General features: G+C 68.0%; 14 protein-coding genes and 1 pseudogene. 4 read left to right on the forward strand and 11 right to left on the reverse strand.

Annotation, left to right across the window (positions count from 1 at the left end; translation table 11 throughout):
• Window positions 1–254 precede the first annotated feature (254 nt).
• The 3 genes from F3J10_RS17110 to F3J10_RS17120 form a co-directional block, all read right to left on the reverse strand.
• On the reverse strand, window positions 255–1136 hold the full coding sequence (locus tag F3J10_RS17110; protein ID WP_200873225.1) for an autoinducer binding domain-containing protein: 882 nt from the start codon (window positions 1134–1136) through the stop codon (window positions 255–257).
• Between the two features lie 272 nt (window positions 1137–1408).
• Window positions 1409–2656 (reverse strand): dicarboxylate/amino acid:cation symporter, encoded by a 1248-nt coding sequence (locus F3J10_RS17115; RefSeq protein WP_036031934.1) that lies wholly within the window; start codon window positions 2654–2656, stop codon window positions 1409–1411.
• Window positions 2640–3302 carry a GntR family transcriptional regulator gene (locus F3J10_RS17120; protein WP_013697612.1) on the reverse strand — a complete coding sequence of 221 codons (663 nt, stop codon included), beginning with the start codon at window positions 3300–3302 and terminating at the stop codon, window positions 2640–2642. Before F3J10_RS17120 ends, F3J10_RS17115 begins: the two co-directional genes overlap by 17 nt.
• A gap of 139 nt (window positions 3303–3441) precedes the next feature.
• Between F3J10_RS17120 and F3J10_RS17125 the strand changes: the two genes are divergently transcribed.
• Window positions 3442–3897: a GNAT family N-acetyltransferase gene (locus F3J10_RS17125; protein ID WP_013697611.1), complete on the forward strand. Its 456-nt coding sequence runs from the start codon at window positions 3442–3444 to the stop codon at window positions 3895–3897.
• 10 nt (window positions 3898–3907) lie between these two features.
• Here the strand turns inward: F3J10_RS17125 and F3J10_RS17130 are convergent, their stop codons facing one another.
• Window positions 3908–4081, reverse strand: coding sequence for a hypothetical protein (locus tag F3J10_RS17130; protein WP_167242561.1), 174 nt, complete (start codon window positions 4079–4081; stop codon window positions 3908–3910).
• Between the two features lie 251 nt (window positions 4082–4332).
• On the opposite strand from F3J10_RS17130, the pseudogene F3J10_RS17135 reads away from it, so the two are divergent.
• Window positions 4333–5919 (forward strand): annotated as a pseudogene (locus F3J10_RS17135) (APC family permease); the annotation flags it as partial.
• Between the two features lie 110 nt (window positions 5920–6029).
• A complete protein-coding gene (locus F3J10_RS17140; RefSeq protein ID WP_167242563.1) occupies window positions 6030–6839 on the forward strand; it encodes a TlpA disulfide reductase family protein in 810 nt (269 codons plus the stop codon).
• 48 nt (window positions 6840–6887) lie between these two features.
• Here F3J10_RS17140 and F3J10_RS17145 read toward each other — a convergent pair whose 3' ends face one another.
• The 4 genes from F3J10_RS17145 to F3J10_RS17160 all read right to left on the reverse strand — a co-directional run bounded on the left by F3J10_RS17145 (window position 6888) and on the right by F3J10_RS17160 (window position 11871).
• Complete coding sequence (locus tag F3J10_RS17145; protein WP_167242564.1) at window positions 6888–7556, reverse strand: MarC family protein; 669 nt, start codon at window positions 7554–7556, stop codon at window positions 6888–6890.
• 176 nt (window positions 7557–7732) lie between these two features.
• Window positions 7733–9064, reverse strand: coding sequence for an MFS transporter (locus tag F3J10_RS17150; RefSeq protein WP_167242565.1), 1332 nt, complete (start codon window positions 9062–9064; stop codon window positions 7733–7735).
• 137 nt (window positions 9065–9201) lie between these two features.
• Window positions 9202–10476 (reverse strand): glucarate dehydratase family protein, encoded by a 1275-nt coding sequence (locus F3J10_RS17155; RefSeq protein ID WP_167242566.1) that lies wholly within the window; start codon window positions 10474–10476, stop codon window positions 9202–9204.
• A 36-nt stretch (window positions 10477–10512) separates the two neighbouring features.
• Window positions 10513–11871, reverse strand: a complete 1359-nt coding sequence (locus F3J10_RS17160) for an MFS transporter (protein WP_167242567.1) — start codon at window positions 11869–11871, stop codon at window positions 10513–10515.
• Between the two features lie 181 nt (window positions 11872–12052).
• Between F3J10_RS17160 and F3J10_RS17165 the strand changes: the two genes are divergently transcribed.
• Complete coding sequence (locus F3J10_RS17165; protein ID WP_025100022.1) at window positions 12053–12781, forward strand: GntR family transcriptional regulator; 729 nt, start codon at window positions 12053–12055, stop codon at window positions 12779–12781.
• Window positions 12782–12829: 48 nt separating this feature from the next.
• Here the strand turns inward: F3J10_RS17165 and F3J10_RS17170 are convergent, their stop codons facing one another.
• The 3 genes from F3J10_RS17170 to F3J10_RS17180 all read right to left on the reverse strand — a co-directional run.
• Window positions 12830–13687: a hypothetical protein gene (locus F3J10_RS17170; RefSeq protein ID WP_167242568.1), complete on the reverse strand. Its 858-nt coding sequence runs from the start codon at window positions 13685–13687 to the stop codon at window positions 12830–12832.
• Window positions 13688–13806: 119 nt separating this feature from the next.
• The gene (locus F3J10_RS17175) at window positions 13807–15303 is read right to left on the reverse strand and encodes a hypothetical protein (RefSeq protein ID WP_167242569.1); all 1497 of its coding nucleotides are present in this window, start codon (window positions 15301–15303) and stop codon (window positions 13807–13809) included.
• A gap of 302 nt (window positions 15304–15605) precedes the next feature.
• Window positions 15606–16418, reverse strand: an 813-nt coding sequence (locus tag F3J10_RS17180) for a methyl-accepting chemotaxis protein (RefSeq protein ID WP_240155617.1), incomplete at its 5' end; no start/stop codon positions are given.

Below are 16418 nucleotides of genomic sequence, written 5' to 3' on the forward strand. Positions count from 1 at the left end.
GTTCGATTTATCATTGTCCGATCACCGCATGAAAGATGAACCAGCAGTGCAACAATTGCAGCATCGAATCCAGGCCGGCACGCGCCAGGACTGGCGCCGCGGTGCGGCCCATGCGACGTTTCCGGCCCTGTAGCGGGAATGCGGACATATCCTAGCATCCGCCATTTCCCGACACTAGATTAATCGTGCGGCCCGAGTGATATCGGGGCATTTCGTTCTAGACGATGATCACCATCGAGCCGCATTCAATCCAATTACATATCCAATAAGCCGAGTGTTGCGGCGCGTTTTACTGTCAGCGAAATGTGATTAACGGAAAATTTTTCGTTAAGCCGCTTGTAATAGCCATATACGGTGGGCACCGCCACGCACAATTGCCCGGCGATATCGTGGGCGGTGCAGCCGCTGCGCAGCAGCCTGAGGATGCCGGTCTCGCGCTCGGTCAGCGCGAGCGAGCGAGCCGCGTCGGAACGCTGTTGCCGTGCATGCCAGTCGAGCAGTTCGCTGGCGATCAGCCGATAGAGGATGCGCTTGCCGTGCAAGGCGGCCTCGCCCTCGCCCGCTCTCGCGTCGAGGCCGACGTAGAGCACCCCGCCCAAGCCCGGCGTCGGCAGGTGGGCCGGCGCGATCAGCTTGGCGCGAAAGCCGTGCGCCGCGTCGTGCTCGCCCAGCGCGCAGGGGCCGTCCGCGCGCGGCGCAATGGCCGCCGCGCCGGTGGGCGCCGAGTTGCGCCGCGCATAGGCGATGCCGGGATCCGTCTCGAACCAGCCGCGCGCGCGATAGCTGTCCAGCCAGGCCGGAGCGGCATCGGTCAGCACCTCCTCGTCGCCCAGCCTCGGCGGCTCGCCTTCCGCAGGAACCAGCAGGAAGGCGAAACGTTCGGCGCCGAGCAGCCGGACCAGGCGCGAGACGATCTCGCGCAGGGCCTCGCGATGCGGCGCGCATTCGAGCTCGTCGAACAGCGCGAAGCAGTCGTATTCGGATGCTTCGTGCGACAGGGCTGGCGCCGCGATCGACAGCGCGCCGGCACGCACGCCGAACGCGCCGGCATGCGCCTGCGCGCACAGCACGCCATCGGAGGGAGTCGGCAGGCCGGGCCTGCCGTCGGTCTTGCCGGGTCTTGAGAAAACGCTCATACGAAGGCTCTCTAGGTGTGTGCCGGGGTTCGTGCGCCGATGGCGCCCTCGATCGAACCCGCCACGTCATGGATAGACGGTTTCCGCTCCAGCCTGCCCTTGTCGCTTGCAAAATCTGTGATCGCAGTTTGCTCGATCGCTTCAATGGACCAGGGGCATCCTCTCCGATCGGAAAGGACGCCGTGCCGCAACTTCGACTGCCTGATGCTGCCCTGCTCGCGCCGCCGGGCTGGTGGCCCGCGGCGCCTCTCGTGTCATGCCATCGTGCCGGCTCAGGTACGCAGGCTCGCCCCGCCGTCCAGCTCGTCGGCGGCGGCCTGGTCCTCGCTGCGGGTCAAGCGCAGCGACACCGTCATCGCCACCGTGCTGGCATAGACGTTCAGCGCGGTGCGGCCCATGTCGAAGAAGGCATCGACGCCGAGGATCAGCAGCACCGCCTCGGCCGGCAGGCCGATCGCGGCCAGCACGATGGTGATCGCCACGATCGCTCCCGAGGGCACGTTCGCCGCGCCGTCGATGGTGATGATGGTCAGCACCAGGATGGTCAGCGCGAGCGGCCAGCTCCAGGCCACGTGATAGGCATCGGCCAGGTAGCCGACCGCGAGCGCCGTATAGAGCACGGCGCCGTCGCGGTTGAAGATGTAGGACAGCGGCAGGATGGTGGAGGCCACCGACTGCGGCACGCCCATCTCGGTCAGCTTCTTCAGGTGCACCGGGTAGGTGATTTCCGAGGAGCGCGTGGTGAAGGCGAGGATCAGCGGCTCGCTGACCTTGCGGATCACGGCCAGCGGCCGCTGGCCCGCGGCGATCACGATCGCGCTGAGCAGCAGGCCGAGGATCAGCATGCCGAGGTAGGAGATGCCGAGCAGCTTGACCAGCGGCATCAGGCCCGACACGCCGCGGCTGCTCATCAGGCCCGCGACGGCCGCGAAGATCGCCAGCGGCGAGAGCGCGACGATCCACTCGACCATCTTGAACAGGCCGGCGAGCAGCGAGGCGAACAGGTTGATGGCGGGACGCCCGGCCTCGCCGGTGGCGCCCAGCGCGGTGCCCAGCAGCACGCCGAACACCAGCACCGGAATCGCGTTGCCCGAGGACAGCGCGGCCACCAGGTTCTGCGGGATCAGGTCGGTGATGAACTTGACCCAGTCGATGCTCGAGGCGAGGTGCTCGGGCAGCGCGCCCGATTCGGTCAGCGGCGCGCCCAGGCCCGGGCGGAAGATCCAGTTGAGGCCGAGCCCGAGCGAGCTCGACACCAGGGTCATGACGATGAAGAACAGGATGGTGATGAGCGCGGTGCGCCCGAGATTGCGTCGCTGCTCGACCGCGCGGTAGCTCCCGACCGTCACGGACAACAGGATCAGCGGCATCACCACCATCTTGATGGCGTGGCCGAACATGGTCGACAGGAAACCGACGTCGGCCGCGAAGCGCGGCGCCGTGACGCCCGCGATCGCGCCGAGGATCAGCGCCACGATCATCAACAGGGGAAGCGAGGTCCTGCTATTCTTTTGACTCATTTTTGGCCCGGATTAATTTGATTCTTGCAGGGGTACCGTCGACGATGTGATGCCACATATGCGTGCGGGCCGCCTCGGGCTGCCCGTCGCGGATCGCGGCATAGATCGCCAGGTGCTCCACGGTGCCGCGCCGCACGGTCTCGATGTCCTGGCGTGGCAACTCGTTCAATGCAAGCGTCTGTGCTCTCAGTAATTTATAGAAGTTATGCAGCCGCTCGTTACGCGCGGCCAGGAACAGCTCCTGGTGAAACACCCAGCCGATGCGCTGCTCGGCCATGATGTCGGTGTCGCCGCTCTCGATCAGCCGCTCCATGCGCTCCACCGATGCCGACATCGCCAGCGTCGGCCCGCGGGCTGCCGCCAGGTAGGCCGCCGTGCTCTCCAGCGCGAGGCGAACCTCGTAGATCTGCTGGAGATCGTCGCGCGTCGGATCGTTGACGAAGGTGCCCCGCTTGTCGAACACGGTGACGAGGTTCTCCGCGGCGAGCCGCTGCAACGCGCTCCTGACCGGCATCTGCCCGATTCCGAGCTTGCTTGCCAACCCGCGATGTGAAATTTTTTGCCCTGGTTCCAGCCTGCCGTCGAGAATTCGTGTTCGAATTTCGTCGTAGGCGTGGTCAGCATCGGAATTTGTTTTTTCTTCCATTCTGTGATCGCAGTGTTGTCATTGCTAAACTCGCAATCGGCCCGCGCTGAGGATACCTCTACCGCCAGCGCCGATCAACCGTCAGATGTGACGAATCGAATAACGACTACGAAGGCATCTTTTTGCTCCCCGATTCTCAATGAATACTCACGCTCCGATATTTGAAATTCTTACGGTTAGCGCGGATCAGGTGTATCCGCTGCGCGCGCGACTGCTGCTCGACGGCGATGAAATCGCCTCCCGGCTGTCCGGCGATCTCGGAGCGGATACGCTGCATTTAGGAATCCGGCGCGGCGAGCAGTTGGTGGGCGTGGCCTCGGTATGTCGCGAGGATTGCCCCGACCTGCCGCGCGACGGCTGGCGCCTGAGGGGCATGGCGATCGACGAGGCGCTGCGCGGGTTCGGCTTCGGCCGCGTGCTGGTGCGGCTGTGCGCCGAGCATGCGCGCGGGCGCGGCGGCCGCACCCTGTGGTGCACCGCGCGAGAAACCGCGAAGGGGTTTTATGAAGGATTGGGGTTTACCAGCGATCCCCGGGTGCTGTCATTGCCGACCAAGCCCGATGTGCAGTTTTATCGGATGTGGATGGATATTTGAAAATCGCCGCTCAATCGGCGCGATTATCTAGAGTTGAAACTCCAGGGCGCGGCGTCTCGATGTCGTGAAAATACGTCGCGCCGAAAGCGTGCGCGCGGCATGGCTTCCGGTTAATCGCGCCGACGATGCGATGCGCGATTATGCGGGCCGCATCGCCGGCCGCATCACGCACAGGATCATTCACCTGTTATTTATCCCGTCGCGCCGCCGAATCGCGGGTGCAGCATCCCCGATGCTGCGCCCGCCCCCCGCTTTCCGACCAGTCCGATTGTCCCGCCCCCCTGCCCGCTGCGACCATCGCCACTTGCTGCGCGCGGCCTGTCCGTGAGGCCCGTGCGGAACCGGAACCGCAACAGGACAATCCCGATGAGCGAAGCACAATCCCCGGCGCACGCCGCCGCCCGAGCCACTCTCGATGCCGCGCCGGAACCGGGCGGCCATGGCCTGCAACGTGGCCTGGGCTGGCGCGACGCCTTCTGGGTCACCAGCGGCGTGCCGGCCGGCGTGCTGTTCACGATCGGCGGGGTGTCGGCCACCATCGGCCATCCCGCCTGGGCGATCTGGATCGCCGCGATCACCATGGGCCTGATCCAGAGCGCCACCTATGCCGAGATCTCCGGCCTGTTCCCGCACAAGTCGGGCGGCGCCTCGGTCTATGGCGCGATGGGTTGGGTTCGCTACAGCAAGCTGATCGCGCCGGTCTCGGTCTGGTGCAACTGGCTGGCCTGGTCGCCGATGCTCGCGCTCGGCTGCGGCCTGGCCGCCAGCTACGCGCTCACCGCCCTGTTCCCCGCCGACTCGGTGATCCGCACCTGGCAGTTGCAGCTCGCCGATCTCGGCTTCATCAGCCCCGGCCTCACGCTGCGCATCAATGCCACCTTCCTGATCGCCACGATCCTGCTGCTGCTGACCTTCCGCCTCCAGCACAGCGGCGCCTCGAGCGCCGCGCGCACGCAGCGCATCCTCGGCATCGCCTCGCTCACGCCGCTGCTGATCGTCGGCATCGTGCCCTTCGTGACGGGCGACGTGCCGGCCTCGAACCTGTTCCCGCTGCTACCGCTCGGGCACGACGCCCACGGCAATCCGACCGCCGCCACGTTCGGCAGCTGGAACGGCCAGGGCGTGGTGATGGCGCTCGGCGCGATGTTCATGGCCGGCTGGGCCTCCTACGGCTTCGAGACGGCGGTCTGCTACACGCGCGAATTCCGCGATCCGCGCCGCGACACGGCCAAGGCGATCTTCTGGTCCGGCGCGCTGTGCCTGATCGTGATGACCCTGGTGCCGATGGCCTTCCAGGGCGCGCTCGGCACCCAGGCCATGCTCGATCCCGCGATCGGCGACGGCACCGGCGTGGGCGCCGCGATGGCGCGGCTGGTGGGCGGCGGCGCCTGGGTGGCCAATGCCATCGTGGTAATGCTGATGCTGTCGATCCTGCTGATCGTGATGACCTCGATGATGGGGTCCTCGCGCACGCTGTACCAGGCTTCCGTGGACGGCTGGCTGCCGCGCTACCTCTCGCACGTCAACCGCCACGGCGCGCCGACCCGCGCGATGTGGACCGACCTCGGCTTCAACCTGGTGCTGCTGATGATGTCGAACTACATGACGGTGCTGGCGATCTCGAACGTCTGCTACATGATCTTCGTGTTCCTGAACCTGCAGTCGGGCTGGATCCATCGCATGGACCGCGGCGATCGCGAGCGGCCGTTCCGCTGCCCGAGCTGGCTGCTGGAGGCCGGCGCCGTGTGCGGCTACCTGAACCTGGTGTATGCCGGCGCGGGCGCCGACCTGCATGAAGCCGGCACGCTGCGCAACGGCCTGATCGCGATGCTGCTGATCGTGCCGGTGTTCGTCTATCGCCACTACTGGCAGGATCGCGGCCGCTTCCCGGCCCAGATGCAGCGCGACATCGAACTGGTGCTGCCCGCGCGCAGCCGCTGGCTCGATCTCGCGCCCTACGCGGCGCTGCTCGGCGCGGTGTTCACGGTCGCCGCCGCCTGGTGGCTCGCGCGGCAGGTCTGAGCGCGGCCAGCCGCCCGCGACGGGATTGAGCCCGGCCATGATCCGGGCCGATAATCGCGCAGGCGCCTGGGCTTCGCGCCTCCCTCAACCCCTCGCGGCAGCTTGATTCGATGACGAGTATTGGTCCCTTCTCGGTACAGGTGGTGGCGCTGGCGGCGGCCGCGCTGCTGGCATGGCTGATCGCCCTGGGCCTGGCGCGCGTCCTGCCGGGCGAGGCCGACCGGCGCGCGCCGAGCCTGCTGGTCGACGCCCTGCTGGTCGGCCTGCTGGCCGCGCGCCTGGCCTATGTGCTGCGCTGGTGGCCGCAGTACGCGGCGGCACCGGCCTCGATCGTCGCGATCGGCGACGGCGGCTTCTCGGCCTGGGCCGGGCTGGCCGCGGCGCTGGCCCTGCTTGCCTGGCGCCTGCGGCGCCGGCCGGCGGCGCGCCGCCCGGTGCTGGGCGGCCTTCTGGTCGGCCTGGCCGCGTGGGGCATCGCGCAAGGGGTGCTGGGCAGCGTCCGGGACAACGCGCCGCCGCTGGACACGCTGGCGATCAGCACGCTCGACGCGAAGCCGGTGGCGCCGGGCCGTTTTGCCGGCAAGCCGGTGATCCTGAATCTGTGGGCGAGCTGGTGCCCGCCCTGCCGCCGCGAAATGCCGGTGCTCGCGCAGGCACAGGCGGCCCATCCCGAGCTCACGGTGCTGATGCTCAACCAGGGCGAGGACGCCTCGACGGTGCGCGGCTTCCTCTCGCAGATGGGCCTGCGCTTCGACGAGGTGATGCTCGATCCGCGACGCGACGCGATGCGCGTCTACGGCTCGCGCGGCCTGCCCACCACGCTGTTCTTCGACGCCCGCGGGCGCCTGGTCGAATCGCATGTGGGCGAGATCACCGCGGCCCGGCTCGAGGACATCCTGCAGCGGCAGTTCGGCCGCTGAGCGCTCGCGCGCGAAGGGGCACGCCCTCGCGCGCCCCGCCTGCCGTGCTCAGCCCGTCACCGCCCGCGTGGCGCGCACGAACTCCGACACGCCGGTCAGCATGATCTGCACGCCCACGCACAGCAGCAGGAAGGCCGACACGCGCATCGCCACCTTGGTGCCCTCGGCGCCGAGATAACGCGCCAGCGTGGTGGCGCGGCTGTAGATCTGCCAGATCGCGAAGGCCACCAGGAAGGCCACCGCCAGCGAGATCAGCCCGGACATCATGAAATCGACGGCGCCCTTCTGCCGGTTCGCGTGCAGCGCGATGCCGGCCGCGATCGAGCCGGGGCCGATCGTCAGCGGCACCGTCAGGGGGAAGAAGGCGCGCGCCATCAGCTTCTGCAGGTCGCCGCCGCGCACCGTGCCCTCGGTGGCCGGCACGTCGGGCGCGTTGAGCATCGACCAGCCGGCCATCGCCACCGCGAAACCGCCGCCCAGGCGCAGCGCCTCCATCGAGATGCCGAAGAAGTTCAGCACCGGCGCGCCGAGGAAGAAGATCACCAGCAACGTGAAGAACACGTTGATCGCGAGCCGCTTGGCGAGCTGGGCGCGTTCGTCTTCGTTCAGCGACTCGGTGCGCTCGAGGAACACGAAGGCCATGCCGATCGGGTTGATGATGCTGATCAGGCCGGTAAACCCGAACAGAATGTCTGGAATCAGTCGCTCAACCGACATCACGATGCTTGGCTCCACTGGACGAAAGGAATCGACCGGGGCAGGCAAACCATGCGTCGCGTCGCGCGAGCGCATCCTGCCGGCAACCCGGGCGGCGACGATTCTCGATCAAGGCTGCAGGCGGAGCTATCGGTCAGGTCTGAAAAGCATCCCTTCGCGCACGCGGCGCCGCGCCCTCAGCCAGGCAGCCGCACGCCTTCGGCCGGCTCCGTCTCGGCCAGCCGCACCGGCCTCATGCGCGGCATCAGCACGTGCATGATCGCGAGCGCCACCAGGTAGGCCAGCGCGCCGATCGCGAACAGCGCCCAGTACTGCCCGGTGCGCTGCAGGGTCTCGCCGATCACGCCCGAGAACAGGAAGGAGCCGAGCATGCCCATCGTGCCGCCGATGCCGATCACGGTGCCGACCGCGCGCCGCGGAAACACGTCGGAGACGGTGGTGACGAGATTGGCCGACCAGCCCTGGTGCGCGGCCGCCGCCAGGCCGACCGCCAGCACCGAGAACCACAGCGCATGGAACTGCGAGAGCAGGCCGATCGGCGTGACGCACAGCGCGCACACGCCCATCGTCAGCTTGCGCGCGAAGTTCACGCGGCCGGTGCGCGCGACCAGCCGCGACGAGGCCCAGCCGCCCAGCACGCTACCACCGCAGGCCATCGCGTAGATCAGGATCAGCGGCGGCCCCATGTGCTGCATGTCGATGCCGTTGGCCTCGTTGAGCCACTTCGGCAGCCAGAACAGGTAGAACCACCAGATCGGATCGGTCAGCAGCTTGCCGACCATGAAGGCCCAGGCCTCGCGATGGCGCAGCACCGCGAGCCAGCCGACCCGGCGCGGCTCGGGCTCGCCGCCGGCATCGGCGTCGATGTGGGCGAGCTCGTCGGGCGCCACGCGCGGATGCTCGGCCGGCGCGCGATAGATGCGCCACCAGGCGGCCAGCCAGACGAAGCCGACCGCGCCGCTCACCGCGAAGCTGGCGCGCCAGCCCCACAGCACGGCCATGATCGGGATCACGGCCGGCGCGACCACCCCGCCGACGGTGGCGCCCATGTTCCAGATGCCGGTGGCCAGCGCCCGCTCCGCCTTCGGAAACCAGATCGCGGTGGTGCGCAGCGCGACCGGGAAGTTCGAGGCCTCGGCGAAGCCGAGCAGCCCGCGCACCGCGGCGAAACCCGGCACGCTGGCGGCCAGCGCGTGCAGCATGGCGGCCGCGCTCCACATCGCCATCGCGCCGCCATAGACCAGCCGCGTCGAGACGCGATCGGCGAGCCGCCCGAACAGCATCAGCCCCAGCGCATAGGCGGCCGTGAAGATCATCACGGTCTGCGCGTACTGCACCTGGCTCCAGCCGATGTCGGCCTGCATCAGCGGCGCGAGCAGGCCCAGCGTCTGCCGGTCCATGTAGTTGATGGTGGTGGCGAACAGCATCATCGCGCAGATGGTCCAGCGGTAGCGCGTCGAGGGCCGGCCCGCGGCGCCCGGATTCGGTGGGTTCACGTCTGTCTCCATGTTGGTGTTCGATCCGCGCCCGCGCGCATGACGCGAGACGCGCGACGGGGCGCATGACTCGCCCTCGCCCTCGCCCTCGCCGCTTGCCGCCGTTGCTCCCTGTTGCTGCCTTATCGCGCTGCCTCGACAGCCCCACCTCAGTAGCGCGGCTTCAGGTTCTTCCAGTCGGGCCGGTACTTGCGCATCTGGCCGACGTCGTCGCGCTGGCGGATCCCGCAGCCCAGGTACAGCTCGTGCAGCTTGCGCAGTTGCTCGCGATCGATCTCGAGCCCCAGGCCCGGCGCGTCGGTGAGCTGCACGCAGCCGCCGCGGATCGGCAGCTTGCCGCCGACCACCACCTCCTCGTCGGGCTCCTGCCACGGGTAATGCGTGTCGCAGGCATAGGAGAGGTTCTCGACCGAGGCGGCCACGTGCGTCATCGCCATCAGGCTGATACCGAGGTGCGAGTTCGAATGCATCGACACGCCGATCCCGAAGCTGTCGCACATGCGCGCCAGTTGCTGCGTGTCGCGCAGGCCGCCCCAGTAGTGATGGTCGGCCAGCACGATCTGCACGCTGTTCAAGGCCACGCCGCGGCGGAACTCGTCAAAATCGGTGACCACCATGTTGGTGGCCAGCGGCATGCCGGTGCGCTGGTGCAGCTCGGCCATGCCCTCCAGGCCCGGCGTCGGATCCTCGTAGTACTGCAGATCGTCGCCGAGCAGCTCGGCCATGCGCAGCGCGGTGTCGAGCGACCAGTTGCCGTTCGGGTCGATGCGCAGCGGCGCGGCGGGGAAGGCACGCCGCAGCGCCTTGATGCAGGCCACCTCGTGCTCGGGCGCGAGCGCGCCGGCCTTCAGCTTGATGCTCTCGAAACCGTGCGCGTCGATCATGCGGCGCGCCTGCTCGACGATCTGCGCCTCGTCGAGCGCCTCGCCCCAGGCATCGGGCGCATAGGGGCTGTCGATATGTTCGGCGTACTTGAAGAACAGGTAGGCGCTGAACGGCACCTCGCGACGCACCGCGCCGCCGAGCAGGTCCACCAGCGGCGCGTTCAGGTAGCGCGCCTGGGCATCCAGGCAGGCCACCTCGAAGGCCGAATAGGCATTGCTGACGGCCTTGCTCGCATGCGAGCCCGGCGCGAGCTCGGCGCCGGCGGCGCTGGCGGGCGCCTGGCTGGCCACCACGCCGCGCACGATCTCGCGCAGCCGGTTCAGCTTGAACGGATCGAGCCCGACCAGCTCGCCCTTCACCGCATCGAGCACGGCCAGCGCGGGCGCGTCGCCGTAGCTCTCGCCCAGGCCGATATGGCCGGTATCGGTCTCGATCTCGATGATCGAGCGCAGCGCATAGGGCTCGTGGATGCCGGCCGCGTTCAGCAGCGGCGCGTCCTTGAAGGCGATCGGGGTGACGGTGACGCGGGTGATCTTCATGCGGATCTCTGGATGGGAAAGGGGGGAAGGCGGCGCTCAGCCGGCGCGGCGCGACAGGGGCTCGGCGCGCCGGCGAGGCCGCTCGCGCGTGAACCAGACGGCGAGCACGGCCAGCAGCGAGCAGATCGACAGGCCCGCGAGGCCGCCGCGGATCGAACCGGTGTGCTGCTCGAGCAGCCCGAACACGGCAGGCGCGACGAAGCCGCCGAGGTTGCCGATCGAATTGATCAGCGCGATCACGCCGGCGGCGATGCGCGCATCGAGATGGTTCTGCGGGATCGGCCAGAACAGCGAGGACGCGGCCTTGAAGCCGACCGCCGCGAAGCAGATCGAGACGAAGGCGAAGGCCCCGCCGCCGAAGCTGGAGACGAACATGCCGAGCGCGGCGATCAGCAGCGCGACCGAGGTCCACCGCTGCTGGTGGGGATGGCGCGCGGCCAGCCGCGCGAAGCCGATCATCGCCACGATCGATACCAGCCAGGGAATCGAATTGAACAGGCCGACCTGGAAGTCGCTGTAGTGGCCCATCTTGCGGATGATGCTGGGCAGCCAGAAGGTGGCGCCGTAGATCGTCAGCGAGATCGCGAAGTAGATGAAGCAGTAGAGCGCGATGCGCGGATCGGCCAGCAGCTCGAGCGGCGATACATGGGCCGGCTGCTCGCGCTCGCGCGCGGCCTGCTCGGCGGCGATGGTCTCGACGATCGCGCGCCGCTCCTCGTCGGCCAGCCAGCGCGCCTCGGCCGGGCGCGAGTCGAGCCAGCACCACACCACCGCGCACAACAGGATCGAGGCCGCGCCCTCGGTGACGAACATCCACTGCCAGCCGTGCAGGCCGCTGCCCGCCATCGCGCCGAGCCCGAGCAAGGCGCCGGAAACCGGGCCGGCCAGGATCGAGGCCAGCGCCGAGCCGCTCAGGAATACCGCCATCGCCTTGCCGCGCGCGCCGGCCGGCAGCCATTGCGTGAAGTAATAGATCACGCCGGGAAAGAAACCCGCCTCGGCCACGCCGAGCAGGAAGCGCAGCACGTAGAAGGAGGTCTCGCCGCGCACGAAGGCCATCGCGGTGGCCGCGATGCCCCAGGTCAGCATGATCCGCGTCAGCCAGGCCTTGGCGCCGAAGCGCGCCAGCAGCAGGTTGGAGGGCACCTCGAAGATCGCGTAGCCGACGAAGAACAGCCCCGCGCCGAGCCCGTAGGCGGCCGTGCCGATGCCGACGTCGGCCGCCAGGTGCTCGCGCACGAAGCCGATGTTGACGCGGTCGATGTAGTTGACGATGAACATGATCACGAACAGCGGCAGCACGCGGCGCTCGATCTTCGCCACCGCCCGCGCCAGCGGCGCGGCTGGTGCCGGCGCGAGCGCGCCCGGCGCGGCGGAATGCTTCGCAGTGTCCACGGCTGTCTCCTGGATGTTCTCGTTCGTATTCGTTGCGCCCGCGACGGGTATTCGCCTTGAGCTGGGGCGGATTAAAACACTAAAACATTAGTGCGTCAATGAAGCGGGATTGCGGTATCGTGGCGGCTGGCCGGCGCCGCGCGGCGGCCGGCTTTCCCGCTTCCCGTCATCCCATGCCCACATGACCCCGACGCTTTCCGACGCTCCCGCCGCCTCGTCCCCCGCCGAACTGATCGCGCCCTCCTTCGACCGCTCGCGCCACGCGGCGCCGCAGGTCTTCGAGCACCTGCGCGAGCTGATCGTGGCGATGCGCATCGCGCCGGGCACCGTGCTGCAGCGCGCCGAGCTCGCCGCGCTCTACGGCCTGAGCCAGACGCCGATCCGCGACGCGCTGATCCGGCTCGGCGAGGAAGGCCTGGTCGACATCTTTCCGCAGCACGCGACGGTGGTCAGCTCGATCGACGTGCCGCTGGCGCGCCAGCAGTTGTTCCTGCGCCGCTCGATCGAGCTGGAGATCGTGCACCGGCTCGCCAGCGCGCCGAGCGCCCCGCTGCTGGCGCGGCTCGCCGACAGCATCGAGCTGCAGCGCATGCACGCGGCGCGCGAGAACTACGTCGAGTTCGTGCACGCCGACGAGGCCTTCCACAAGCTGATGTACGACGCGGCCGAGGTGATGGATCTATGGACGCTGGTGCGCCGGCAGAGCGGGCACCTGGACCGGCTGCGCAACCTGCACGTGCCGATCCCGGGCAAGACCGAGCGGGTGCTGGAGCAGCATGCGGCGATCGTCGCCGCGATCGCGGCGGGCAATCCCGAGGCGGCGCAAGCGGCGCTGCGCGCGCATCTGTCGGGGACGCTGTCGCAGGTCGACGAGATCCGCGCGCGCTTTGGAGGATTCCTGAAGAATTGAAGGCGGGCGGCGCACACCTCGACGACGCGCGCGCCGCCCCGGCTCGCGTCAGTGGCCGGTCGCCGCCGCGCCGCTGGCAGGCTGCCTGACCACGGCGTCGGCCAGCGCCTGCGCGAGATCGTCCTTCTTCGCGGCCAGCGCCTCGCCGAGCGCCTTGTCGAGCGTGTTCGCCTTGCCGGTCTCGAGCACCGTGACCTTGATCGTGACCGGCGCGTTGTCCGTCAGGGCCGGCACCTTCTGCCACGGCAACGGCCTGCCGTCGAAATACTTCGCATCGAACATCGTGTCCTTGCCCGGCTTGAGCGCCTCGAGCGAAATCACCGAGCTCGAGATCGGCGCCGTTTCGGACGGCTTCAGCACATCGACCGTTACGCCGAGGTCGCGCTTGTGGGCGCCGAACAGTCCACCCGATTTCAGGTGCTCGCCGTAGTAGAGGAATTGCGGCTCGAAGGCATACACGCCGGCGGGCTCCTTCGATTGCTGGTAGAGCCCCTCGAAGTACAAGGCCGGCGCGTCCTGCAACCCGAGCTTGCGCAGTGCGTCGGAAGCGTCGCTCCCCAGGCTGGTGAAATCGCCTGCCGGACTGTCGCCCGGATTGCCATAGCGGCCCACCGCGCCGTAGACGCAGGCATAGATGACCGACATCCGCGCTGTCTGCACCGGGTTGCCTTTCGCGTCGACCAGCGCGCGGCTGTTGCTGTCGGTGGCGGGGATCGCATCGAGCATGCGCGGCGCGCGCGCATAGGCGGTCTTGGTGATGGACGTATCGTCCTTGAGGTAGTCCGCCGCCTTCTCGAGCGCCGCCCCCGCCAGCTTCTGCACCACCACGCCGGCCAGGGCCAGCGCCACCGGCGCCAGCGCGATCTCGGTGCGCTGCGCGCCCGTCTTCGGGCACTTGATCGCCACGCCGACCCGCAACTCATCCGCCTGCGCGACGCCAAAACACAGCGCACAGACTCCCGCCACCATTGTCCCTGCCTTGTTGGGCCTCATCGTATCCCCCGTTCGTGCTTGTTGAACCACGCTCACTCGGCCAGCCGTTTCGCCGGAATGGCCACGTTGTATGCCGCACTTTTCAGTCCCTTCACCGTGCAGGCTTTCGTGCCGCCTCCCACATGCATGGCCACCAGCACCAGCTTGTCGTCGCGCACGACAAACACCGGCGCGCCGCTGGTGCCCTGCACCGCCTGGCAGCTATGGACGATGCAACCGTCCGCGGTGACTTCGCCGACCACGCACCCGGATTTGCTCTCGCGCATCCACGACAACTCGCTGGAGGGGCCGGTACTGATCAGTTGCAGGTCGCTGAAGAGCCCGAAAAGGGTGAGGTCGGCACCCTTGGCCAGGCCGGCCGTATCGACCGGAATCTGCGGCGGCGCCGGAGGCGAGCCGGCCACCAGCAACTCGATGTAGTCGTCCTGCATCGGGAATCCACCCGAACTGCCGGCCGCCTTCGAATTGCGGGTTTCACTGCATACCTCGTAACGAGCGTCCGGTTCGCCGGGATAGGAAAACCACACCGAGCCGGGGCGCACCATGGCATAGCGCCGGTTGTCCGCCGCGTCGTAGATGCAATGGCGAGCCGTCCAGATTCGATTGGCGCTGCGCCGGAAGGCCGTGCAGGCCGGCTTGCCGTCGATCGTCAGCACGCCGACCAGCTCCTTGAGCTGCTCGGGCCTGGCGGTGGACTCGAGACAGCTCGCGTCGTAGGCGGAGAGATTCCGCAACGCGGGGGCGAAAGCCGCCGGCGCCGGCCCATGTCCGGGCGTATTGGCCCACTCGGCCAGCGTGGTGGCGCTGCCCAAGGGCACCTCGGCGGCACTCAGGAGCGCCTGCTCGCTGTCATTCAGTGCCCGCGTGGCGTCGTTGCAGGCCTTCGCCTTCGGCAGGTACGCCTGCTCCCTCGGTGACAGCTTGATAGGCCCGGCATTGGCAATGGCTTCGTCCGAGGGAATCCGATAAGAAGTCTCGTCGCGGCGCCGATTCAGGGCCTGCGCCAGCAAGCGACCCAGGATCGGCTTGTCGCCCGCATCTGGATTCGCCCACGCCGGCCGGCTCGCCTCGAAGCGACGCAATAACTCGATTTCCGGTGAATTACGCCATCGCGGCATCGATTCCGGAATCATTCCGGACGGATTCAACGACGCGCCGCCGCCACGCTCCGACAATAGCGACGACGATAATGACGACGACCAGCGCATCGAGAGATCCGGATTCACCATGAGGCCGCCGCCGGACACATGTGGATTGCCGGAAAAGGCATGTCCGGATAATTGCGCGAGGGCCGGATTTTCGGGTGCACCGCTTTTTCCGAGTGCCCAGGCGCCCTGCGCACAGGCGTGATGCTGGATGGATTCCGCGGGCGCCGGTGCCGGCGCAGCCATGATGATGGCCCCGATCAGCCCAGCCACGCCCCGTGCCGTAGAACGGCTGCGCCACGATCCGCCGGGAATCGGCGACTTCAGGCACCGCGCGGACGATGCCGCAGCGGCCACTCCCCCGGTCTCGCTCGAAACGAACATGATTGCCTCACTGGCAATTGGAATCGTTTTAATAGGATGGTTATTATTTTCCGGAACTCAGCCAATGCAATTCACATCACGCAACAGCCGAATTCCAGATTTTCCACAATCTATCAAATCGATTCACCGATCACCAGTGAAAATCGTTAATTATTTTTTTCACACGACTCGTCTTAATTCATCAGATTTTAGGCAAGCGCATGCGCAATCGTTAAAATCCGAAATCGATATAAAGTACGCACTTATAAAACCCGACGACATGATCGTTCGCACTCGACACGGCAACCATCACGCACTACCGCTCATGTCCGCCCCGCGCCCCTGAGCTTGAACACGCTGACCGCGTCGGCCAGCAACGCGGCCTCGTCGCTCAGCGCCACCGCCTCGCGCTGCGCCTGATCCACCACCTGCGCGTTCTGCTGGGTCGCCTCGCCGATCTGCGTGACGGCGATGTTGACCTGCTCGATCGCCTGCGACTGCTCGCGCGAGGCCTGGCTGATCTCGCCCATCAGGTCGCGCACCTGGCCCACCCGTTCGACGATGCCCTGCATGGTGGCGCTGGCCTCGCCGGCGATCCGCGCGCCGCTGTCGACGGTGGCCGTCGATTCGGCCACCAGGGTCTCGATCTCCCTGACCGATGCCGCGCTGCGCTGCGCGAGCGCGCGCACCTCGGCGGCCACCACCGCGAAACCCTTGCCCTGCTCGCCGGCGCGGGCCGCCTCGACGGCCGCGTTCAGCGCCAGGATATTGGTCTGGAAGGCGATGCTCTCGATCACACTGGTGATGTCGGCGATGCGGCGCGCCGAGCGGCCGATCTCGTCCATGGTCGAGACCACCCGGCCGACCGCCTGGCCGCCGTCGAGCGCGGCCTCGGCGGCGCCGGCCACCAGTTGATTGGCCTGCGCGGCGTGATCGGCGTTCTGCTGCACGTTCGAGGTCAGCTCCTCCATGCTGGCGGCGGTGCGCTCCAGGTTGCCGGCCTGCGCGGCGATGCGCGTGGCGATGTCGCCGCTGCCGCCGGCGATCTCGCTGGTGCGCGCCGACATGCCGGCCGCGCCCTCGCGAACCTGGGCGACGATGCGCGCCAGGCCGTCGCCGATGCCGTCGATGGCGCG

Origin of the sequence: Burkholderia sp. Cy-637, from assembly GCF_011753175.1 — a bacterium.
In the GTDB taxonomy this organism is placed as follows: Bacteria; Pseudomonadota; Gammaproteobacteria; order Burkholderiales; family Burkholderiaceae; genus Burkholderia; species Burkholderia gladioli.

What these genes read in the sequence shown, in the direction of transcription:
- F3J10_RS17165 (WP_025100022.1), top strand. Translation starts at nt 12,053, where the DNA reads ATGACCCCGACGCTTTCCGACGCTCCCGCCGCCTCGTCCCCCGCCGAA.
- F3J10_RS17125 (WP_013697611.1), top strand. Translation starts at nt 3,442, where the DNA reads ATGAATACTCACGCTCCGATATTTGAAATTCTTACGGTTAGCGCGGAT.
- F3J10_RS17120 (WP_013697612.1), bottom strand. Translation starts at nt 3,302, where the DNA reads ATGGAAGAAAAAACAAATTCCGATGCTGACCACGCCTACGACGAAATT.
- F3J10_RS17140 (WP_167242563.1), top strand. Translation starts at nt 6,030, where the DNA reads ATGACGAGTATTGGTCCCTTCTCGGTACAGGTGGTGGCGCTGGCGGCG.
- F3J10_RS17110 (WP_200873225.1), bottom strand. Translation starts at nt 1,136, where the DNA reads ATGAGCGTTTTCTCAAGACCCGGCAAGACCGACGGCAGGCCCGGCCTG.
- F3J10_RS17115 (WP_036031934.1), bottom strand. Translation starts at nt 2,656, where the DNA reads ATGAGTCAAAAGAATAGCAGGACCTCGCTTCCCCTGTTGATGATCGTG.
- F3J10_RS17145 (WP_167242564.1), bottom strand. Translation starts at nt 7,556, where the DNA reads ATGTCGGTTGAGCGACTGATTCCAGACATTCTGTTCGGGTTTACCGGC.
- F3J10_RS17150 (WP_167242565.1), bottom strand. Translation starts at nt 9,064, where the DNA reads ATGGAGACAGACGTGAACCCACCGAATCCGGGCGCCGCGGGCCGGCCC.
- F3J10_RS17175 (WP_167242569.1), bottom strand. Translation starts at nt 15,303, where the DNA reads ATGTTCGTTTCGAGCGAGACCGGGGGAGTGGCCGCTGCGGCATCGTCC.
- F3J10_RS17155 (WP_167242566.1), bottom strand. Translation starts at nt 10,476, where the DNA reads ATGAAGATCACCCGCGTCACCGTCACCCCGATCGCCTTCAAGGACGCG.